The sequence below is a fragment of the Anaerolinea thermophila UNI-1 genome, from assembly GCF_000199675.1.
GTDB lineage: Bacteria > Chloroflexota > Anaerolineae > Anaerolineales > Anaerolineaceae > Anaerolinea > Anaerolinea thermophila.
This window is the reverse complement of sequence record NC_014960.1, coordinates 941,060-962,012: the sequence shown is the minus strand read 5'-3', so window position 1 is coordinate 962,012 and position 20,953 is coordinate 941,060. Positions and strand designations below refer to the sequence as shown.

General features: G+C 53.3%; 17 protein-coding genes and 1 tRNA gene. 11 read left to right on the top strand and 7 right to left on the bottom strand.

Translation table 11 applies throughout. From position 1 onward, the window contains the following. Positions 1–21: 21 nt before the first annotated feature. Genes ANT_RS04365 through ANT_RS04355 form a run of 3 tightly spaced genes read right to left on the bottom strand, consistent with a single transcriptional unit; the run spans position 22 to position 5,180 of the window. Complete coding sequence (locus ANT_RS04365; RefSeq protein WP_013559298.1) at positions 22–558, bottom strand: LysM peptidoglycan-binding domain-containing protein; 537 nt, start codon at positions 556–558, stop codon at positions 22–24. 51 nt (positions 559–609) lie between these two features. Next, positions 610–2,508: a DNA primase gene (gene dnaG / locus ANT_RS16065; RefSeq protein ID WP_013559297.1), complete on the bottom strand. Its 1,899-nt coding sequence runs from the start codon at positions 2,506–2,508 to the stop codon at positions 610–612. Beyond that, on the bottom strand, positions 2,505–5,180 hold the full coding sequence (locus tag ANT_RS04355) for a right-handed parallel beta-helix repeat-containing protein (protein ID WP_041454634.1): 2,676 nt from the start codon (positions 5,178–5,180) through the stop codon (positions 2,505–2,507). The genes dnaG and ANT_RS04355 overlap by 4 nt, the downstream gene beginning before the upstream one ends. Before the next feature lie 332 nt (positions 5,181–5,512). Here ANT_RS04355 and ANT_RS04350 point away from each other — a divergent pair, with 332 nt between their 5' ends. From ANT_RS04350 to recO, 9 genes are all read left to right on the top strand, one after another. After that, entirely contained in the window at positions 5,513–7,006 is a 1,494-nt protein-coding gene (locus ANT_RS04350; protein WP_049784814.1) for a hypothetical protein, read from the top strand. A 156-nt stretch (positions 7,007–7,162) separates the two neighbouring features. After that, the gene (locus tag ANT_RS04345) at positions 7,163–7,606 is read left to right on the top strand and encodes a copper chaperone PCu(A)C (protein ID WP_013559294.1); all 444 of its coding nucleotides are present in this window, start codon (positions 7,163–7,165) and stop codon (positions 7,604–7,606) included. A 3-nt stretch (positions 7,607–7,609) separates the two neighbouring features. Beyond that, positions 7,610–8,188 (top strand): RNA 2',3'-cyclic phosphodiesterase, encoded by a 579-nt coding sequence (thpR, locus tag ANT_RS04340; protein WP_013559293.1) that lies wholly within the window; start codon positions 7,610–7,612, stop codon positions 8,186–8,188. Positions 8,189–8,255: 67 nt separating this feature from the next. Further along, positions 8,256–8,600 carry a ribosome silencing factor gene (gene rsfS, locus ANT_RS04335; RefSeq protein WP_490400374.1) on the top strand — a complete coding sequence of 115 codons (345 nt, stop codon included), beginning with the start codon at positions 8,256–8,258 and terminating at the stop codon, positions 8,598–8,600. A gap of 66 nt (positions 8,601–8,666) precedes the next feature. Further along, positions 8,667–8,737, top strand: a tRNA-Gln gene (locus tag ANT_RS04330). 136 nt (positions 8,738–8,873) lie between these two features. After that, the gene (gene glmU / locus ANT_RS04325; protein ID WP_013559291.1) at positions 8,874–10,241 is read left to right on the top strand and encodes a bifunctional UDP-N-acetylglucosamine diphosphorylase/glucosamine-1-phosphate N-acetyltransferase GlmU; all 1,368 of its coding nucleotides are present in this window, start codon (positions 8,874–8,876) and stop codon (positions 10,239–10,241) included. After that, the gene (locus ANT_RS16060) at positions 10,238–11,533 is read left to right on the top strand and encodes a hemolysin family protein (RefSeq protein WP_013559290.1); all 1,296 of its coding nucleotides are present in this window, start codon (positions 10,238–10,240) and stop codon (positions 11,531–11,533) included. Before glmU ends, ANT_RS16060 begins: the two co-directional genes overlap by 4 nt. Further along, entirely contained in the window at positions 11,517–11,933 is a 417-nt protein-coding gene (locus ANT_RS04315) for a cytidine deaminase (RefSeq protein ID WP_013559289.1), read from the top strand. Before ANT_RS16060 ends, ANT_RS04315 begins: the two co-directional genes overlap by 17 nt. Before the next feature lie 16 nt (positions 11,934–11,949). Then, positions 11,950–12,726, top strand: a complete 777-nt coding sequence (gene recO, locus ANT_RS04310) for a DNA repair protein RecO (RefSeq protein WP_013559288.1) — start codon at positions 11,950–11,952, stop codon at positions 12,724–12,726. Positions 12,727–12,730: 4 nt separating this feature from the next. Here recO and ANT_RS04305 read toward each other — a convergent pair whose 3' ends face one another. From ANT_RS04305 to ANT_RS04295, 3 genes are all read right to left on the bottom strand, one after another. Further along, the gene (locus ANT_RS04305; protein WP_013559287.1) at positions 12,731–13,258 is read right to left on the bottom strand and encodes a polyhydroxyalkanoate synthesis regulator DNA-binding domain-containing protein; all 528 of its coding nucleotides are present in this window, start codon (positions 13,256–13,258) and stop codon (positions 12,731–12,733) included. Then, positions 13,259–13,594 (bottom strand): phasin family protein, encoded by a 336-nt coding sequence (locus tag ANT_RS04300; RefSeq protein ID WP_013559286.1) that lies wholly within the window; start codon positions 13,592–13,594, stop codon positions 13,259–13,261. Between the two features lie 86 nt (positions 13,595–13,680). After that, on the bottom strand, positions 13,681–14,802 hold the full coding sequence (locus tag ANT_RS04295; protein WP_041454629.1) for a transposase: 1,122 nt from the start codon (positions 14,800–14,802) through the stop codon (positions 13,681–13,683). A 157-nt stretch (positions 14,803–14,959) separates the two neighbouring features. On the opposite strand from ANT_RS04295, the gene ANT_RS04290 reads away from it, so the two are divergent. Beyond that, complete coding sequence (locus ANT_RS04290; protein ID WP_013559284.1) at positions 14,960–19,231, top strand: GAF domain-containing protein; 4,272 nt, start codon at positions 14,960–14,962, stop codon at positions 19,229–19,231. 101 nt (positions 19,232–19,332) lie between these two features. Further along, entirely contained in the window at positions 19,333–19,764 is a 432-nt protein-coding gene (locus tag ANT_RS04285; protein ID WP_013559283.1) for a YccF domain-containing protein, read from the top strand. A gap of 75 nt (positions 19,765–19,839) precedes the next feature. Here the strand turns inward: ANT_RS04285 and arsB are convergent, their stop codons facing one another. Beyond that, positions 19,840–20,922 (bottom strand): ACR3 family arsenite efflux transporter, encoded by a 1,083-nt coding sequence (arsB, locus tag ANT_RS04280; protein ID WP_013559282.1) that lies wholly within the window; start codon positions 20,920–20,922, stop codon positions 19,840–19,842. Positions 20,923–20,953 lie beyond the last annotated feature (31 nt).

The following is a 20,953-nucleotide window of genomic DNA, read 5'->3' as shown; positions in this document are numbered from 1 at the left end:
AGAGGGAAAGAAATGAGGGCGCTACGCCTCGCGGCGGAAACCTGCCCAAAGCGTCCAGATCAAACCCACGGCGCAGGTCACTACCATCCCAATTAACAGCGGGCGGCGGTTAGCCTCCACAAAGCCATTGACTGCCTGCACCACCGGGTGAGGGGTAGGGGTGGGGGTGAGCGTAGGTGCGGGTGTCCGCGTGGGTACGGGAGTACGCGTGGGAGTGACCGGCGTGGGGGTGCGCGTGGGACGCGGCACAGTTGGGGTAATGGTCGGGGTTTCTGTAGGCGTGGGAGCAATGCGAATGATCAGACGCTCACCGGGGAAGATGAGATTGGCTGTAGGCGCCAGGCCGTTCAGAGCGCGAATTTCTGCCATGCTCACCCCATAGGCTTCCGCAATCGTCGCCAGTGTCTCCCCTTCCTGAACCACATGAACAATCGATCCATCCGGCTGAGGGGTAGCAGTAATAATGCCCTGCTGCAGATCTTCAGCATTGACCGGGATGGCTAAAAAAGCAAGTCCCCAGGCAACAAAAAAACAAATCAACCACAAGCGCAAGCGCATGTGCTCGATTATAAGCGGAAACACGCCAATTGGGAAAAGGTAGCGAGAATTTCAGGGCAAAATCATGGGTTGTTTTTGAGCATAGTGAATGTACCGTAAAATCTCGGCAGACTGTTTCATGCTTTCAAGCAGTCCAGTTTGAAAGTCACTATCCCCTTGCCCCTCGGCAGACAAAAAACGCAACTGATCGAGCACTTCCCGAATGTGGAGTTCGCGCAATCGGAGAATGGTGCGTACCAGTTGCTCGAAGGCTTCCTGCGGTGAAATTTCTTTCTCCCCCAAAGGTTTCAGGTAATCACTCAATTTTTCCTGAAGAGACTCAGGAGTAAACTGCCGGACGTACTCGTCCACATCATACTCATCCTGATTCATCGCATCCAGAATCACCCGCATCAGTTGCTGGTGATCGGCTTGCTCAAAGTCCATCACGCCCAAACGCGCCAGCCGATTTTGTTGCAGGAAGCGATCCAGATCGGAAAGCAATTCAAGAAAATGCAAGAGCAAACGTAAGGTTTGTTCCTCAAGAGCCCGGGTTGGGCGCACGGTGGTGAGAACAGGCGGCTTCGCCGTTGCAGGGACTGGCTCCCTTCGACGTCTTGGCGTACGCTCTGCTCTGGGCGTACTCATGCCGACAAAGGCGCGCTCATCTACCCGCAAGAGACGAGCCAGACGCTGGCGATAGTCTTCACGCTCAATGGGATTGCCAATATCTTCGATAAGAGGAAGGACCTGCGCGGCAATCTCACTCTTCACCTTGGGATCGTCCAGGTTTTGCCCTGCCGCCAGGGTCTCCATCACATGAATCACCACAGGACGAGCGTTGGCAATCAGCGTTTTCCAGGCTTCCGGGTCACTCAGCACCAAATCATCGGGGTCTTTGCCTTCCGGAAGGGTGACCACCCGCAAATCGGCTTGCAAACGGGCTTCATGGCGTAACAGCCCGCGCGCATCGAACACCACCTCAGTGGACTGATCCATTGCCTGACGGGCAACTTCCAGCCCGCGCAGAGTGGCTTTTTGACCGGCTGTATCCGGATCGAGCGCCAGCACAATGCGGCGGGTAAAGCGCTTGAGCAAGCGCAATTGATCTTCGGTTAAAGCCGTGCCCATGGGCGAAACGGCATTTTCAAATCCCGCCTGGTGGAGCGCAATGACATCCAGATAACCCTCAACGATGACCGCCTGATCCATTTGACGAATGGCTTTACGCGCCCGATCCAGCCCATAGAGCAATTTACCTTTGTCAAACAGAGGCGTTTGCGGCGAGTTCAGGAACTTGGGCATGTCCTGCGGGTTGAGAATGCGCGCGCCAAAGCCAGCCATCTTGCCGTTAACATCGCGAATGGGAAACATGATGCGGTGGCGAAAGCGGTCAAAGACGCGCCCTTCCTCAGATTCGCTCAGCAACCCCGCCTGACGGAGATCGTCTATCGAGTACTTCTTACCGGTAAAGTACTTGAGGGCATTGTCCCAGCCTTCGGGGGCATAACCCAATCCAAAGGCTTCAATGGTCGCGCGCGTTAAACCGCGGTGATAAAGATACTCCAGAGCGGGTTTGCCAGCCGGCGTTTCCAGCAGATGAAAGCGGTAAAAGGTTACTGCTTCTTCCAGTAAAGCGCGCAAGCGTTCAAATTCTTCACGCTCTTCTTCTTTTTGTGGAGTCATCACTTCCAGTTTGACCCCGGCTTTTTCAGCAAGGAAATGCAGGGCTTGGGAAAAATCCCAGCCCTCTTTTTTCATCACGAAGCGAAAAATATCCCCACCCTCGTTGCAGGCGCCAAAACAACGCCAGGTGCCCGTCTCTGGAAAGACAACAAACGAAGGGGTACGCGTATTGGGATGAAACGGGCAAAACCCCGTGTAATTCTTGCCCGCACGGCGCAGTTGCACCGTTTCGCTGACCAGATCGACGATGTCAATACGGGATTTAATCTCATCAATGGCGGTCATACGTCCGAATGATCCTGACGCTCTTTACGTAAGAATAAATACCACAAAAAGCCCAGCCCAACCGAACCGCCAAAGAGCAGACCCAGCACCAAACTGATCCAATCCGAAGCACTGCGAACAGAAGCAGGGGCTTCCAGCGAGGCGGTAGGGGATGGCGTGATGGTAGTCTCCACTTCCGTCGAAGCCGGTGTACCAGATAGTTCCACAGTGGCAGTAGTGGTTGCCTCAATGGTCCCCCCAGGGTTCAGGGTAGGCTCTGCAGGGGGCAGATATCCGCCATCCGAAGTGGGAAACGGTGTTCCCTGCTCCGGTGGCAAATACCCTTCGATGGTGGGCGTTGGGGCACCAGGCGTGCCAGCGGTGGGAGTAGCCGTGCGTGTTGGCGTGCGCGGCGTGCCTGTGATCGCCGTAGCACTGCGGGTAGGAGTAAGTGAAGCCACCCGTGTGGGGGTATTCACCGGGCGGGTGGTAGCAGCACGGGTAGGCGAAGGAAACGGACGGAAGGTCGCCGTAAAAGTGGGTATGGGCGTCCAGGTACGGGTACGGGTAGGCGTAAACGTTGGCGTGGGTGTATTGGGGACAATCGAGAGAATATCCGAATACACATACCCGCCATCCGCGCGCATGACCTTCAGGCGGTAATAGTTCATCACCCCATTGGTGCGCCCGCCATCCACGAAGGTATAATCGCTCCCGCTCAGCGCCGAGCCTTTACGGGGAATAAGGTCCGTAATGGGATCAAACGGACCCGTGGCAGACAGCGAGCGAAGCACATAGAACCCGGTGATGTCTGCCTCGGTGGTGGTAGACCATTGCACCGTCACCGTTTGATTGCTTGCCAGCAGGCGGAAAGTAGCCGGAATGGGCAAGCCCACCATGAAGGGGGTAAATCCCAATTCGCTAAACGAGGGCTTCCCGCTGGTATCAATTGCCACACGGATTTCATCCTGCCCCATGTCACAGGTGGTGGTTTGCCCGCTTACACCCCCCGCGCCGCTCCCTGCGGGGTTTTGCCCGGTGGTATCCCACCCCGCCGTCAACACCCCGGCAGGATCCAGCCACCATAAGGGATATTTGCTGGCATTTGCAGAAAGTTCGCAATACTGGGTGGACTCAATCACCGCGATACATGCCGCCGAGCGGTTGTACTTGAAGGAAAGTTCCAGCGTTCCTGAAGGTGAAGCATTTTCGGCAAGGAAGACATCGAAGGCATAACCGCAGGGATTAGGACTACCCACCCCGGCAGAGAAAGAAGGAACGCTGGCGGGGACGTCCATCCCATGATTGACCACATAGACATCCACATCACTGCCGTCGGAAGAGCGCTGGAGGGCAATTTGATTGTCGAAGAGATAGGTCTTCGTCGTCGTGACCGTCAGACGAGCGGCACGCACCCCGGCGGAGGTACTGTTGCGGGCAATCGGCGCACCCAGGCGGCGGGCAGGATCGAGCGTGCAATGTGAGTCGTTTGCAGAGGGAACAACACCCTCGCCCCAGTAATTGTGGTTGGCAAGGCGATTGGCAACCGGCGCAGTTGCTCCGGCAGCGCACTCCACGGCACTGCCGCTGCGATTCTGGTGCAGGTTGTTCGCCACCAGTACCAGCGGCGCCGAACTGGTACTCCCCCAGTAGAGGGCATAACCGCTATTGCCGGTAATGTGGTTGTAGCGCACGGTAAGAGAACCACCCACGTTTGCTACCGAAATGGCATCGGCGCCGTTGAACAAGTCATTGCTCTCAATCAACACTGCATCGGAGGTATTCAGCAAAATCAGAGTGCGGTTGGGAGAGGTACAGGGATCATCGTTGAGGGTTAAGCCGCGCAAAGTGGCGCCAGCGGTGATCTCCAGCATAGGGTTGTTGCAAACGCTCCCATCACCCGTAAGGACGGCGTTTGCTCCGCCTTCCAGGGTAAGAGGTTTGTTCAAAGTTACTGCCTGTCCCTTGAGCGTTACCGTCCCCAGCACCACCACGCGTCCCCCCGCAGGGAGAGCGTCAATAGCGTCGCGCAATCCCGTTCCCACTCCGCCAGCGGCATCGCCTTCGCTGTTCAAAAAACAGGGCAATTGGGTACAGGCAGAAGGCGAAGCGGCAATGTATGCCGTTGAGCCCGTCCATGCCAGCACGCTCATCTGAGAAGTAAACGCCTGCCCGGTGCGAACCCATGTGCCTGAGCCAGTGGTATCCTCAAAAACGCGCATCAGGATACTGCCAGGCGCAGTCGCACTGCGGGCAATGCGGAAATGGAAATTCAATGTGTCATAAAAGTATCCCGCATTCATCTGGGTTTGCACCGCCGAAGCCAGAACATACCCCGTTGGCGGCAGGGTATCCTCAGCGCACCCTGAAGACGTCACATTGGTATAGGAAATGCCGGTAAAGCCGCCGGTTGTGTCCATTTGCACGGAAGAAGCGTCCAGCCAGTTGGCAGGTAAATACACACAAACTTTCACATTGGGATTGCTCGCTGAAGGCGCATACTGCCCCACTTCAAAGTTCAGCCGGTAACTCAGGCGCTGTCCAGCCGCACAACCGCCAGCCGGGCATCCAGCGGGAGCGAGCAAGGTCAACGAGGTAGATTGCCGAACAGGTTCAGCATGCGTCAGCGAGACTCGCAGAGAAATGAGGATCAGGGTAAACAGTCCAATCATCCAGATACGTTTGAATGGCATAAAACTCTTCCCGATGTGATAACTCTTTTCTATTGTACCCGCGATTGAGAACACCGAAAGGGATTGTTTCTTTCTTTTGAGGCGGATTTTTTGACAAATTTCATATGATTATGCTTGTTTTTAATGCAAACAAACGAAAAAACCTTATAATAAAAAGAGAGTAAACAGGGGGATTCAGGTCTTTTTTCAACCAAACCCAATGAAATTGCACATCTCAGCCTGATACCTTGTCAGAAAGAAAGGGGGTGATTTCTCAAGGCAATATGGCGTTTTTACCTGTTTTTCTAACCAAGAATAACGGACAAAGTTCTTTTGCTTTCAGGAGGTTTAAAATGAATATCACACGTAAAGTACTGACATCTTTGCTGATGATGGGCATGTTCACCGTCTTTCTGGGCGGATTGATTCCAAGCGCCACGGCGGCTTCGGTGGAGCCTATCTGGGTAGACGACAATCCCCGTTGCACCGACCTGGGCTATGTCTATGGGCTCAAGTTCGATTATCCTGAGGACTCGACTGGCGGCATCTATCCTATTGGCACCGGCACGGTGACCTGGTCCACCGACGGTACCTATGTGGATTGGAGTTCGACCTTCGGGATAGATGCAGTCATCGTCAAAGGTGGAAACAATGCCAATCTCTATGCATACTCTCCGGAGTCCTTTGGCGACAATGGGCTGGTTTCTCCCACCAATCCCAACACCAAGAAACCGTACGAGCTCAGCCATGTGGAGTTTTGTTTTGATTACGAGGTGGCAGTGAGCAAAACAGCAGTGACGTCCTTCACCCGCGAGTGGGATTGGGACCTGGAGAAAACTGCAGACGTTACTTCGCTGACCCTTTCACCCGGACAGACGTATCAGGTAACTTACACCGTCACTGCTGACGCCAGTTCCACCGACAAAGACTGGAAGGTAGAAGGGGTTATCAACATTTACAACCCCGATCCAACCTATCCTGCCATCCTCACCGGGGTAAGCGATGTCATCTCCCCATCTCTTGCCGCAGATGTCTCATGCGGTGTCACCTTCCCTTATTCCCTGGCAAAAGGTCAAACTCTTACCTGCACCTACAGCCGGGATCTGCCGGACGGCTCCAACCGTACCAATACCGCCACCGTCAGTGTGGATAGTGCCAGCAAGGTGGGCGGCGGGAGCGCTACGGCACCTGTAACCTTTGGGGCACCTACCAAAGAGATCGGGCAGTGTGCGGCAGTGTACGAAGTGGATACCAACGGTTATCCAATTCTCCCAGAAATCTTCAGCATGTGCCGTCAAGATTACACCTACACCTACAAAGCCTGGATTGGACCATACGAAGCCTGTGGAGAATATCAGGTGGTCAACAAGGTAAAACTGGTATCCGACCTGTACGGGAATGGCACTGAATACCTTATCCTGTACGATGATCACACCATCGCTGTGACGGTGCCCTGCTATGGCGGCTGCACCCTGACCCCCGGCTACTGGAAAACGCATTCCATGTATGGTCCGGCACCATATGACGACACCTGGGCTCTGCTGGGAGAAAATACCCCCTTCTTCCTGAGCGGCAAGACCTACTATCAGGTCCTGTGGACACCCCCTGCAGGCAATGCTTATTACATCCTGGCTTACCAGTACATTGCCGCCGAACTGAACTTCCTTAATGGAGCAAATTCCTCAGCGGTACAGATGGCGTTCAACAAGGCAACAGATCTCTTCAACACCTACACCACCGCTCAGGTAGCCAAGAGCAAGGACCTCAAAGCCCTCTTCACCAGCCTCGCCTACACGCTGGATCAATACAACAATGGATACATCGGACCCGGACATTGCTCTGAATAGGCTATAGAAGGATTCACTTGTATCCCCCCATCGGTATGACCGATGGGGGGATTTTTAACAAAAGGTCAACAATGTACGGGACAACTTGACGTGCCTTTAATGTCCATTAAAATGAAAGAGACACCATCTAAAAGCAGACTTAGAAAGGCTGATTTCATGATGAAAATTGCACACAGAATTGGGCTGGGATTGTTTCTCTCTGTGATCTTGCTGATGAGCGCATGCGCTTCCCGGCAGTCCAACCTTACCATTCAAGACCCCTGGGCGCGCCTGGGGGTTGCAGGTGGAAACAGTGCTATCTATCTGAAAATTGAGAATGCCACCAAGGAAGACGACGCACTAATCAGCGCATCCTGCGATGCCGCCATGATGACCGAATTGCACATGACTCAAATGATGGACGACGGCACCATGAAGATGGAACCGCAGGAAAAAATCTCCATACCCGCCGGGCAAACGGTGGAACTGAAACCGGGCGGATTGCACATCATGCTCATGAATCTGAAAAAAGACCTGAAAACGGGGGATACCCTCAACCTGAAATTAAAATTCGAGAAAAGCGGCGAAATTGAAGTCAGTGTACCGGTCAAAGAACCCTGAGAGATGAACGCTATTCGTGCTTTTATTGCCATTGACTTACCTGAAGACCTGCGACACAAATTGGGAGAGATCATGGACTCTCTCAAAAAGAAAACCCCGCGGGCGGTGCGATGGGTGCCCCCGCAAAACATTCACTTAACCCTGAAGTTTCTTGGCAACGTCTCGCCCAACAATCTGAACACCCTGACCCAGATGCTCCGGCAGGAAGCCTTGCGACATAGCCCCATGCAGTTTTCGGTAGGCAGTTTGGGCGCCTTCCCATCCAAACAACGTCCTCGCGTGATCTGGGTGGGGGTCCATGCTCCCCCTGCCCTGATGGACCTGCAGCGCTGTGTAGATCAGGAAACTGCCGTCCTCGGATACCCGGTAGAAGAGCGCGAATACAGCCCGCATCTCACATTGGGGCGAGTCTCTCAAAACGTCACTGCGCTGGAACTGCGCCAGATTGCCGATGCACTGTTCGATACCCATGTAGGCGATTTAGGTGTGGTTCGTGTGACCGAAATCCGCCTGTACCGCAGTGATTTACAGCCCGGCGGTTCGGTATATACACCGCTTTTCACCGCGCCCTTAAAACGATAGGCAGTAAAAGCCGTGAAGTTATGCTAGAATCGTACTCAATCTAATCTTTTTCAAAGCGAGGTGAAATCTGGACGCACTGGAAATTGCCCGCGCGATGGTGCACGCGCTCGAAGAAAAGAAAGGCGAACAAATTGTCTTAATGGACATCCACGAAATTGCCGTCTTTGCCGATTACTTCATTTTCTGCAACGGCACCAGCAACCGTATGATTGAAAGTCTGGTTGAAAGCGTTTCCGAAGCCGCCCATAAACTGTTCCACCTGGATGTCAAAGTAGAGGGACTGCCAGATGACGGCTGGATGGTGGTTGACCTGGGAGATGTGGTCATCCACCTGTTCTCTCCAGATCAACGCGAGTATTACCGCCTGGAACAGTTGTGGGATAAAGGAAAGGTGCTGTTGCGCCTGCAGTAACTTTAACGAAATTGGGGGATTTTCATTGTCAATCCCCGAAAAAACGGGTAAAATCAAGCCTGCAATTGGGGCGTGGTGCAATGGCAGCACACCAGACTTTGGATCTGTGGATCTTGGTTCGAATCCAGGCGCCCCAGCACGTTTTCTTACCCCTCCGGTTTTTCCTGCAATCGTCTTCAGGAAAACCGGATTATAATTTAATGAAGAGGCACCCTCACCGCCACATCTTCGGGTGAGGGTGAAATACTCTCTGGTCATGGAGATGGAAAACGCATGAAAGTTTTACCTGTTATTCTCGCCGCGGGTCAAGGGGTACGGATGCGCTCACGCCTGCCGAAAGTCCTGCACCCGCTGGCAGGACGCCCGTTAATTCAGCATGCACTGCGCATCGTTCAGCAGGTTGCTGATGTTCCTCCCATCGTGGTCATCGGGCATCAGGCAGACCAGGTGCGCGCCGCGCTGGACGAATCGGTTCGCACCGCATTACAGGAAGAACAGTTGGGCACCGGTCATGCCGTCATGTCTGCCGAAGCCCTGGCACGTGGACAAAGCGATCTGGTGTTGATTACCTACGGGGATATGCCCCTGTTGCGCCCGGAGACCCTGCGCGCCCTGATTGAGGTGCAGAAAAACAATCGCGGACCGCTCTCCCTGCTCACCGTGGAAATGGAAGACCCACACGGCTTTGGGCGCATCATCCGGGACGAGGAGGGACGCGTAACCGCCATCGTCGAGGAAGCGGTAGCAACCCCGGAACAGCGCGCCATTCGAGAGTTAAACACTGGCGTCTACTGCATCCGCAACGAATGGCTGTGGGACGCCCTGCGCAAGATTCAGCGGTCACCCAAAGGGGAATACTACCTGACCGATCTGGTAGAGATTGCCGTTTCCGAAGGGTTGGAGGTACAAGCCGTTTGTCTGAAAGACCCTGAAGAAGCCCTGGGCATCAACACCCGCGTGCACCTTGCGGAAGCCGAAGCCGTGTTACGCAAGCGCATTGCCCGCCACTGGATGGAAGCCGGGGTGACTATTATTGATCCTGCTTCTACTTACATCGAAGCCGACGTCACGATTGGCATGGATACGGTCATCTACCCCAACACCTACCTGCGTGGAAAGACCAGCATTGGCGAAAACTGCGTGCTTGGACCGGATACCATTATTGAAGACAGCCAGATAGGAAACCACTGCACCGTCCTGGCATCGGTCATCGAAAGTTCTCTGCTAGAAGACGATATACGCATGGGACCTTTCTGTCACCTGCGTCCCAAAGCCCATCTTGCCAAGGGCGTCAAAATGGGCAATTTTGGCGAGGTCAAAGCCTCTTACCTGGGACCAGGTGTACACATGGGGCATTTTTCCTACATCGGCGATGCTATCATCGGTGCGCACACCAACATTGGCGCAGGCACAATCACCTGCAACTTTGACGGCAAGAACAAGCACCGCACCGAAATCGGTGAAGATGCCTTTATCGGGTCAGACACCATGCTGGTGGCGCCGGTGAAGATTGGAGCGCGCGCCCGCACTGGTGCAGGGTCAGTGGTCACACACGATGTGCCTGACGACGAAACCGTAGTAGGTGTACCTGCCCGTCCCTTCAAGAAAACCTCACAAGAGAGGACGCCTCAGAGCGAATGATGGTTTCAGTTCTGGTTGCCTTTCTCATTGGGGCCATTCTTCTGGATCTGCTTTTTTCGGCAGTGCGAGGAAGTGTGATCAATGCCCGCCTGCCTTCTTTAATGGAAATGGGTGAAGAACGCCCCGAGAAGGTACGGGATAGCATTGCGGTCCTGCAAAAGCCCCGCCTGCGCACCACTGTGCGGGTAATGCTTTTCTGGACACATCTGTTTATCATTTTTCTCGGCTTGATGCTCATGCAAAACCTCTTCCCTCAGGCAAGAATGGAACTCTGGTTGTTGGGTCTTGTCCTGATTGGGTTGATCGTACTGTTCCTGGAACACCTGGTGGAGGGAGGCGTGCTGGAGCATGCCGAAGAATGGACAATCCGTTTTACCCCGCTTGCCCGTTTTCTGGATGGACTCTTCAGTCCCTTAACCACCCCCCTGTTGCACTTGCTGGGCTCCCCGCAGGCACTCCAGCAACGCTTTATCTCGGTGACCGAAAGCGAATTGCGTACCTGGGTGAAAGAAGGTGAACCAGAGGGTAGCCTGGATCAGGACGAACGGGAGATGATCTACTCCATTTTCCATTTTGGCGAGAAACTATGCCGCGAAATCATGGTGCCACGTATTGACATGTCGGCAGTGGAGATTCAAACCCCCCTGGAAGAGGTTATCCAAATCCTCACCCGGACGGGGCATTCCCGCTTGCCTGTGTACGAAGAAACGGTGGACAACATCATCGGGCTGTTGTACGCCAAAGACCTGCTGAAAGTGCGTCCTGAAGAAGGTCAAACGTTGGAGAGCCTGCGGAATATCCTGCGTCCGGCGTACTTTGTCCCGGAAGCCAAACATGTCAAGGATTTGCTGGAAGAAATGCAGGAACAGCGCATCCACATGGCAATTGTGGTAGATGAATACGGCGGCGTGGCAGGGTTGGTGACACTGGAAGATATCGTTGAGGAAATTGTGGGGGAGATTCGCGACGAGTACGATCAAAGTGAAGAACAACCCTATCAGAAAATTTCAGAGGATGAATATCTGTTTCAGGCACGCATTGATCTGGATGACTTTAACGAAATCATGGGTACGCACATTGAAAAAGACCTTGCCGATACCATCGGCGGGTTGATGTATGGGTTGATCGGTCAGGTACCTACAGGTGGGGAGACGGTTCAGATTGAGGGTGTGCTGTTAAAGGTGGAACAAGTCACCGGCAGGCGCATCCGTAAGGTGAGGGCAACACGCATCCATCCTGTTTCCGATGAGCATTCTGTACATGGAGAAAACGACCATGAAATTGAGCGATGAACAAAAGCAAACTCTCATTCAAACCGCACTTCAGGCTCGGCGCTGGGCTTACGCGCCTTACTCAAACTATCGGGTGGGTGCGGCACTGCTCACAGACTCAGGGAAGATTTACGACGGCGTGAACGTGGAAAACGCCGCTTATCCTGTGACCATGTGCGCCGAACGCACAGCAGTCTTCAAAGCCGTATCCGAGGGAGAACGCAGGTTTGTGGCTATTGCCGTGGCTACGGCGAACGGCGGTACCCCCTGCGGGTCCTGCCGGCAGGTACTGGCAGAGTTTGGGCTGGATATTCAGGTCATCGTTGTGGATGAACAGGGTACGGTTCACCTGGAAACCACCGTAAGCGATTTGCTTCCAGGGGCATTTACCTCCAAACAATTGCCACCGCAAGAGCCTTGAAGTTTATCCCAATAAGATGCCCACCCCACCTCGAACGCTTTCTGTCGAAGCCGTGGTCCTGCGCCACTCTGACTGGGGAGAAGCCGACCGGGTGCTGGTCCTGTTCACCCGTGAGCAGGGTAAGGTGCGCGCCTTAGCCAAAGGGGCGCGCAAAATGCTTTCGCGCAAAGCCGGGCATCTGGAACCCTTTACCCACGTGAAGGTTTTGCTGGCACAGGGCAAAGATTTCTGGATCGTCACGCAGGCAGAAACGCTGAACGCCTTCCTCTCCATTCGAGCCGATTTGTTGCGTACGGCTTACGCCGCCCTGGTCATCGAATTGCTCGACCGCTTTACTTCGGATGATGGAGAGAACCCGGCGCTCTTTCAACTGCTGGTACATACTCTCTCCCGCATTGCCACGCTGGAAGACCCCTTCATTGCGGTGCAGTATTATCACCTGCGATTACTGGACCTGACAGGATTTCGCCCCCAACTCTTCACCTGTTTGCGCTGTGGGAAAGAAATCCAGCCCGAAAACCAATTCTTCGACTATCAGGAAGGGGGAGTTATCTGCCCACGGTGCGCCCCGCAGGTGCCTACCGCCAAAGGCATCAGTCTCAACACCCTGAAATACCTGCGCCACCTGCAACGTTCCACCTTTGAAGCGGCTCAACGCGCTCAGCCTTCCCCGGCAGAGCGAAACGAAATGGAAACGATCTTAGAGGGGTATTTCACCTACTTATTGGAACGTCGGCTCAATACCCCCCATTTTTTAAACGAGATTCGCCGGGAGATTGCCGCTCAGCGGTGAAGGTCTAGGACTTCTGCAGCGAATTTTGCAAACGCTGAAGTTCATCTTCCAGCGCACGCAATTGAGTCTGCAACTGCTCCAGAGTGTCCTTCCCGGATGAAGACGTCGGTTCAGCGGGAAATTCTTCCAGAGAGGATTCGCCAAACCACATCCGCAAAAATTTTTCTGCCTCAGGGGGAGAAATCTCTCCCTGTTCTACCCCTTGGCGAATGCGACGCCGTACCGCATGATGGAGAAACCCCTGCGGGTCAAAAGCAGCAAGCAAGCGCTCGCGCAAGGCATCAAGAGTGTCCTCACCGGAGCGCAACAAACGCAAAAGCACCACCTGCGGAAAAAGTTCCCCTACCCGCTTCTGTTCTTCCAGCAAAATCTGCATAAACACCAGCGAGGTAATATCACTCCCACTTTCATGATCCACTACCCGGACGTCCTCGCCGCGGCGCACCATGCGGGCAATTTGTTCCAGGGTCACATAACTTCGACTGGCGGTGTCGTACAGTTTGCGGTTGTGGTATCGCTTGATGAGAGGCATTTAGGAACCGCCCTGTGCCTTTTTCAACTCTTCAATTTGACGGCTCAATTCGGCAATGCGCGCCGTCAGGGCTTCAATGTCGGCTTTGGTCACCGCTTCGCCTGCGGCTTGTTTCTCCATTTGCTGTTTGCGTTCGCGCTCCAGACGTTCCCGTCGATCCATCACCTCCTTGACCAGTTTGCGGGCATCGGCTTCTGCCATCTCACCGCGTTCCACCAGACGATCCACAAAATGGGTCAGTTCGTCCTGTGCCAGCGAAGCCGCCCCCACCGCCGCCAGAAGAATGGTGCGGGTGACATCATACAACGTCCCCCGAGATTTCTTTTCCTCAGACATTTTTTCACCTCCAACAAGAAATAACGCAATGCGTCAATTTTCATTATAACGCAATGCGTCATTTCGTCAAGTATGATAGCTGAAATTCAGACATGAGTTGGGACAGGGGGGTGAACGATAGCAGCGAACGATTGCAAGGCACAGTTGATAATTGCTTGCCACTCACGGGTTGGAAGTCGCCGTTTCTGATTGAGCAAAATAAACAAACCGGAATAGCGACGCCATTTCTTGCCTATCTGGTGCGGAACGAGATCAACACGCTCCTGTGGGTGGGTCGGCAGCCCATACAGGCGGTCTCGCAGGTTTTCCCCAACCAGGAGAGCAATGGCATAAACCAATAGCAGGAGTGCCAGCATTTTTTCCATGTTCTCTTGCCGCTTGTTCATCAGCCGGGTCATTCCCAGCAGTCCCTTCAAATCGCGGAAGGTTTGCTCGATTTTCATTCGCGAGAGATAGATTTGCCACGCCCGCTCGGGCTCGAGGTTGGTCATCACCCACAGCGGTTCAGCTAAGCCTTTTTTCCACACGCCGATCAGGTTGACGCACACCTTGCCCTTGTACCACAGCGCCGAGTGGCTGACCTTTTCGCCGGGCGAGAGCGATAAGACCACTTCCTTGCCGTCTGCATCCCAGAACTTGGGCGGGTGGCTGCCCTGGTTCAGCCGAAAAACAAAGTTCACTCCCTCTTCGACCAGATGGAGCAACAATTCGAGGTAACTGAACTCGCGATCCAACACCAACGGACGCTCCCCCAACAGGTCTTTTAGTTCAGCGAACGCACGGACATGGTTCAAATTGCGCGACGAGAGACCCGCCCCAATCGTCCTGGACGAGTAAGTCAACAAGCCGCAGGGAATCGCCCGGCCTCGATACGGTGTAGCCAGCAGCAACATCCAGAAGCCTTTGGTCTTGCCGTCTTTGAGCGTGCCAACATACTCCGTCTTCCGCGCTTGCGGACGCTCGATCTCGGTCGGGTCGCCCATCACATACTCGGCTTGTTCACAAAACAGACGCCATAGCATGGCGCGCGGGTCAATCCCTCGCAGAAAGCGCTGGATGCGTTTGTAACTGGCTGCGCTGCTGCCGCGCATTTTGACCGCAATCTCCGTCAGCTGCAACGAGCGGGCTGCCAGCATGGCTTGCCCAATTTCTGCCGCTTTGTCAGCAATGGTTTCATCATCAAAAAACTGCTGCATGAAAGACCGCATCGGGATATCCTTATCCATGTGGAGCCTCCTACCGATAGGTTTTTGCGAACTATAAGTATCGGTTGTGAGGCTCTTTATACATCCATATGTCCTAACTCATGTCCGAACTTCAGTGATAGAATTAAAAAAAGCAGTTGGGTGTTTTTCCCATTTTAGAATGAAAATACGAGCGTTTTATCTTGTTCTGATCGCAATCTTGCTGGGGGTCATTGTTGCAATAGCGGAGGCTTCTTTTCGCAGTTACACCGAAATTCAACGCTACCGCGAAGTTATTGCAACCGGTGAAATCGCCACCAGTCGGGCGCTGCTTGAGCCGTTGCGCGACGAATTTATCCACGAAGACTGGAATACGGTCAGCGCCATTTTGACCGACTTGCTCAGTATCACTCGCTCGCAGCAAATTGTGATTATTGAACCGGATGGGAGCATTCCCGTACGGGTATATACTCAACTGGACTTACAACCCCCGCCTCTCCCATTTATCGAGAAATCCCTGAAGAATCCCGAATGGGTTGTGTGGGATGCTGAAAAGGATATTGCCTGGATAGGGGTGTCCTTTATTCCCTCGCTTTCTTCCCCACCTGTGGTCCTGGCAAGGCAGGTGAATCGTTCCCGCTCCCTGGGGATGTTGCGGGCGACTCACCAACGCAATCTGATGTTATCGTTATTGACCTCTTTATTCATCGGTGCTGTGATTTACGCTCTTGTCCGTATCATTGGTACCAAACCCCTGGAGCGTCTGGAAGCCCTGACGGCATCCATCCAGCAGGGAGATTGGGGGAAACGCGCCCCTTCCCTCCCGCTGTATGAACTGGACCGGTTGGGGAAAGTTTTTAACCAGATGCTTGATCGGATTCAAATCCAGCACGAGCAGTTAACCCAGATCAACCAGAATCTTGAACTTGCCATACAAGCCAGTGTAGCCTCTTTGCAAGAGGCTAATGAACAATTGAGGCACCGCGCCAGTCAACTGGAATCGCTGAATGCCTTAACCGGGATTGCCGCATCCTCGCTGAATTTGCAGGAATTAAGTGACAAAGCCATTGAATGGATTGTCGAATTATTCGATGCCAGAATGGGATGGATCGAGATTTTTGAAGTTAGCCGGTTGTATAAAGTACCGGAAGAACTCAAACATTTTCTGGTTCAAAACGAAAGCACTTTGGAGAACCTGCGTTATCAAAGTGGATTGACCCCCGATTGGAGTCAACTACCTCCCGAACACCCCTTGCATGCTTTGATCGAACCTCTTGCCCGGTATGGAGTTGCCTCCACCATGAGCGCGTTGATCCCCTCACAGGATGAAATTATCGGGCGGGTCGTGATCAGCCACCCACAGGCAAATTACTGGCGAGAACAGGATTTAGCCATTCTGCAAATTGCCGCGGCGCACCTGGGTCAGGTTGCCCAGCGCATTCGCTATGATGAGCAAATTATCGAGAGTAACCGCCTGCTCTCCCTGCTGATTGAATATACCCGCACCATCAGCCGGCAACTGCATACCCCGCAAATTTACAGAACCATCCTGACTGAAGCCATTAACCTGACCCACGCCGATGCCGGGGCATTGCTTGAACAACGGAACGGAGAATGGGTTTGTCTGTCGCATTGGGGAATTTCTCATCTCAGCGCCCAAACCCTGCTTCCCACCCTATTTGAGGGCAAACACCTCTTTGAGCACATTCCCTCTGGAGGATACACGGATATTAATTTTACGCCGCCTGAGGATACACCCCTCGCCCTTTTCCGCCGTGCCAACCTCTGGAATGTCAACCCGAATCCCGGTCAGCCTGTTCTGTTGATCTGCCTGTACCCGGAAAATACCAGGCTTCCTTCCGCAGTTCTTGACGTGATGCAGGCATTTGCACGACATACAGCCACAGTTCTGGAAAATGTGCATCTTTTTGAAGCCGAAAGAGAACAACGTGCCATTGCCACGGCCATGAGAGATGTTGCCGAAGCCCTGACCTCTACCCTGGATCTGGATCAGGTCTTCGACCGTATTCTTCTGCACCTGGAAAAGATTCTGGATCACGATGCCGCTAACATCATGATGCTGGAAGGGGAAACCCTGGTCATGGTACGCAATCGCGGAATTTCTACCGGCTATCTCTCCCCGCGACCAAACTGGCGCAGCCCTTTGGCTACCTTTCGCACCCTGCAGGAAGTAGCCAGAAGCGCCAAAGCCCTTGCCATACCCGATACCCAACACGACCCTCGCTGGATCAGTTTACCGACTTCGGGTTGGATTCGCTCATTTGCCAGCGCGCCAATCTTGCTTCATGACCAGGTTATTGGATTCATCAACGTGGGGAGCAAACGGAAAGGGCAGTTTGACCAGAAAACCGCAGTCCTTCTCCAATCTTTTGCCACGCAAGCCTCCATTGCTATCGAAAACGCTCAACTGTACACGCGAGCACAGCAGACACTGATGGAAAACAGCACGCTGTTCCGCGCCCTCGAGCCCCTCTTCAGTGCGGGTGATTCGCTGGATGAAATTCTGGAGAAAATCGTCCAGACGGTGGTGAGGGAATTCTCGCAATCGCATTGCAGCATCCTGTTGGTAAATGAAGATCACACCCACCTCATGCTTGCCAGAGAAGCAGGGATGATCACGTTGGGACAACATCACCTGCCTCTGAATGGAAAAGGGCTGACAGTGGCATGTTTCCGTTCAGGGCAAATGGTTTATGCGCCCGATGTGAAAGCCGAAGCCCAGTATTATGAAGCCATTCCCGCCATTCAGTCGGAACTGGTATTACCTCTTATCGCTCGCGGTGAAGCAATTGGCGTACTCAACCTTGAAAGCCCTCACCTGGATGCTTTTGATGAGCGGGCACGTCGCCTGCTTCAGGTCTTTGCAGACCGAGCCGCTCTGGTCATTTCCAATGCCCTTCTCCACGAGAAAACCAGCCGGTACGCCCAGCAAATGACCCTGCTCAATGAAATCATTCAGATTTCCCTGAGCCATACCCGCTTCGATGAAATGCTCAGCGCCATTGTGGAACGTGTGGCAGCCCTGGTTTCTGCTGATGGATGTTACATTACACGTTTTGACGAAGAAACCCTTAAGGTCATCCCCGTAGTGGCATACGGTCCCGGCTCCGAAGATTATGTAAAAATTTCTCCCGAACCGGGCGAACCCAACCTGACGCTCTCCCTGATGAAAATGGGTAAGCCCATCGCCATTGAGGATATATTAAACACCCCTTACATCTCCCGAAGCGTGGCTGAGACCTTCCCTGTGCGATCTCTGCTGGGGATTCCTTTAATCATCGAAAACCAGAAATTCGGGGCGATTTTGTTTGGGAAAGCCCCCGTTTACCGATGGAGCACAGCCCAAATTGCCCTTGCGGAGCAAGCCGCCTCTCAGATTGCTCTGATTCTGGCAAGGATTCAATCCCAAACACTGGCTGAGCAACAGGCTGCCGATTCGGAGAAACTGCGCCGCGCTACCGCTGCTCTGACCGCTACACTGGATAAACAGGAACTCAGCCAGATCATTCTGGAGCATCTGGAGACCTTGTTTGAGTGTGACTGCAGTATTCTCTTTCTCATCGAAAATGAAGAAATGAAACCTGTAGCCTACCGCAACATCCCTGAGGGAGAAGATATTTTGAACCAGACTTACCCCATTCAGGACGCGCTCTTTCAGGAAATTTTGCAAACCGCCCAGCCTGTTTTGCTGAAAGACGCACAGGCAGACCCGCGTTTTGAGAACTGGGGAGGACCGTATCAAATCCGTTCATGGATGGGCGTGCCCATTTTTGCTGGTGAGCGTATTTTGGGGACAATTGCCGTAGGCAGATTCAAGATTCGCCCGTTCACGCATCGCGAGCAATTGCTGGCGCAGGTGTATGCCAACCAGGCAGGTATGGCACTGCAAAATGCAATGCTACATGCCTATCAGCAAGTCCTTGCCATCACCGACCCGTTGACCAATCTGTACAACCGGCGCGGATTCTTTGAACTGGCACGCCACGAAATGGAACGCAGTCGTCGTTTTGGCAGTCCGCTGGTGGTGGTCATGGCAGACATCGACCATTTCAAACGGGTCAATGATACCTATGGGCATTCGGTAGGGGATGAGGTTTTGCAGGAACTGGCACAGCGCCTGCGGGAAACCCTGCGAGAAGCCGATTTAATCTGCAGGTACGGGGGAGAAGAATTTTGCCTTCTGCTCCCAGAGAGCGATTTACAAAGTGGCTACAGCGCCGCCGAGCGGGTACGCCTCGCCGTTGCTGAAAAATCTTTTTGCATCGAAGAACTGGAACTGCCCATCACCATCAGTTTGGGGATGACCCGCTTGGCATCCCCTCAACAGACTCTGGAAGAGTTAATTGAACAAGCCGATCAAGCCCTCTTGCACGCCAAAGCCTTCGGACGCAACCGGGTAGAAATCTGGCAAAAGAGCCTGCTCCCATCCTGAATCTCCCTGATTCTCCCCCTTTTGTCTGGTTTGTAACCATACCCCTGCAACTTTTTGGCTTTGATTGACGTATTCATATAGTGAAATCAAAGGAGAAAGATATGAGTTACGAACCTGTAGTGGTAGAAACCCGCCGCAACCCTGGCTGTCTGATTCAACTGCTATGGTTTGCATTCATCGGCTGGTGGCTTGGACAGGCATGGATGATTGTTGCCTGGTTGTTCATGATCAGCATCCTGGGCATTCCCATCGGCATCGTCATGCTGAACATGCTCCCCAAAGTGATCGCCCTGCGCGAGCCTGCCCGTGAAGTTGCTGTTTATCGACGCGCGGATGGAACGCTGGTGAAGAGTGAAGTTGAGCCCCGGCAACTGCCCTTTCTGTTGCGGGCACTGTACTTTATCCTGATCGGCTGGTGGTTCTCCGCTCTATGGATGGAAGTGGCTTACCTGCTGTGTGCTACCATTATCGGGCTTCCGCTGGGATTCTGGATGTTCGACCGCATCCCTGCAGTGCTGACCTTAAGGCAATAACCCGCTTTCACAAAATGACAGGGCGGAGATTGTGAATTCACACTCCGCCCTGTTTTCATACAAACGAATCCCGAACTATTTGGCAGGGGTGGCTTCGGCAGTGACTGAGGCTTTTCCGGCAAAAAGGCGTTTTTGCAACCAGAAAGCCACATTCACCAGGCCAATCATCACCGGAACTTCCACCAGGGGACCAATGACGGCAGTGAAGGCTTCGCCGGAATTGATGCCAAAGACTGCCACCGCCACGGCAATGGCTAACTCAAAGTTATTGCTTGCCGCAGTAAAGGAAAGCGTAGTAGTTTTGCTGTAGTCAGCCCCCACCAGTTTGCCCATTCCAAAACTTACCAGGAACATGAGTACAAAGTAGAGCAACAGCGGTACGGCAATTCTCAGCACATCGCCGGGGATGGTGACGATCAAGTTCCCTTTGAGGCTGAACATGACCACAATGGTGAAAAGCAATGCCGCCAGAGTAATCGGGCTGATGCGCGGGATAAAGCGATGGTAGTACCAGTCTTCGCCTTTCATGCGGCGTAAGACCATGTTGGTAATAAACCCTGCGATAAAGGGGATTCCCAGATAAATAAACACACTGCGGGCAATTTCCCCAATGGTCACATCCACCACACTGCCCTGTAAGCCAAACCAGGTAGGCAGTACGGTGATGAACACATAGGCATAGACGCTATAGAAAAGCACCTGGAAGATGCTGTTGAAAGCCACCAATCCCGCGGCGTACTCAGTATCGCCCTTAGCCAGTTCATTCCACACGATAACCATGGCAATACAGCGCGCCAGCCCAATCATAATCAGTCCCACCATGTAATGCGGGTAATTGCGCAGGAAAATCACCGCCAGCAGGAACATGAGGATGGGACCAATCACCCAGTTTTGAATGAGCGAGAGAGTCAGTACCTTACGGTTACGGAATACATCTCCCAGTTCGTTATAATGAACTTTAGCAAGAGGCGGATACATCATCAAAATCAGCCCGATAGCGATGGGGATATTCGTCGTACCCACCGAAAAGCGGTTGACAAACTCTTCCACACCGGGCAGGAAATAGCCAATACCCACCCCAAGCGCCATTGCCAGAAAAATCCACAAGGTGAGGTAGCGGTCCAGCACAGACAGTCTTTGGGTCAATGGTTTCTCCATTTTGAACAACTCCTTTGAAATAATATTGAGA

Bases quoted from the DNA above. Each gene is read 5' to 3' on its own strand.
- ANT_RS04365 (WP_013559298.1), bottom strand. From the start codon at position 558: ATGCGCTTGCGCTTGTGGTTGATTTGTTTTTTTGTTGCCTGGGGACTT.
- dnaG (WP_013559297.1), bottom strand. From the start codon at position 2,508: ATGACCGCCATTGATGAGATTAAATCCCGTATTGACATCGTCGATCTG.
- ANT_RS04355 (WP_041454634.1), bottom strand. From the start codon at position 5,180: ATGCCATTCAAACGTATCTGGATGATTGGACTGTTTACCCTGATCCTC.
- ANT_RS04350 (WP_049784814.1), top strand. From the start codon at position 5,513: ATGAATATCACACGTAAAGTACTGACATCTTTGCTGATGATGGGCATG.
- ANT_RS04345 (WP_013559294.1), top strand. From the start codon at position 7,163: ATGATGAAAATTGCACACAGAATTGGGCTGGGATTGTTTCTCTCTGTG.
- thpR (WP_013559293.1), top strand. From the start codon at position 7,610: ATGAACGCTATTCGTGCTTTTATTGCCATTGACTTACCTGAAGACCTG.
- glmU (WP_013559291.1), top strand. From the start codon at position 8,874: ATGAAAGTTTTACCTGTTATTCTCGCCGCGGGTCAAGGGGTACGGATG.
- ANT_RS16060 (WP_013559290.1), top strand. From the start codon at position 10,238: ATGATGGTTTCAGTTCTGGTTGCCTTTCTCATTGGGGCCATTCTTCTG.
- ANT_RS04315 (WP_013559289.1), top strand. From the start codon at position 11,517: ATGAAATTGAGCGATGAACAAAAGCAAACTCTCATTCAAACCGCACTT.
- recO (WP_013559288.1), top strand. From the start codon at position 11,950: ATGCCCACCCCACCTCGAACGCTTTCTGTCGAAGCCGTGGTCCTGCGC.
- ANT_RS04305 (WP_013559287.1), bottom strand. From the start codon at position 13,258: ATGCCTCTCATCAAGCGATACCACAACCGCAAACTGTACGACACCGCC.
- ANT_RS04300 (WP_013559286.1), bottom strand. From the start codon at position 13,594: ATGTCTGAGGAAAAGAAATCTCGGGGGACGTTGTATGATGTCACCCGC.
- ANT_RS04295 (WP_041454629.1), bottom strand. From the start codon at position 14,802: ATGCGGTCTTTCATGCAGCAGTTTTTTGATGATGAAACCATTGCTGAC.
- ANT_RS04290 (WP_013559284.1), top strand. From the start codon at position 14,960: ATGAAAATACGAGCGTTTTATCTTGTTCTGATCGCAATCTTGCTGGGG.
- ANT_RS04285 (WP_013559283.1), top strand. From the start codon at position 19,333: ATGAGTTACGAACCTGTAGTGGTAGAAACCCGCCGCAACCCTGGCTGT.
- arsB (WP_013559282.1), bottom strand. From the start codon at position 20,922: ATGGAGAAACCATTGACCCAAAGACTGTCTGTGCTGGACCGCTACCTC.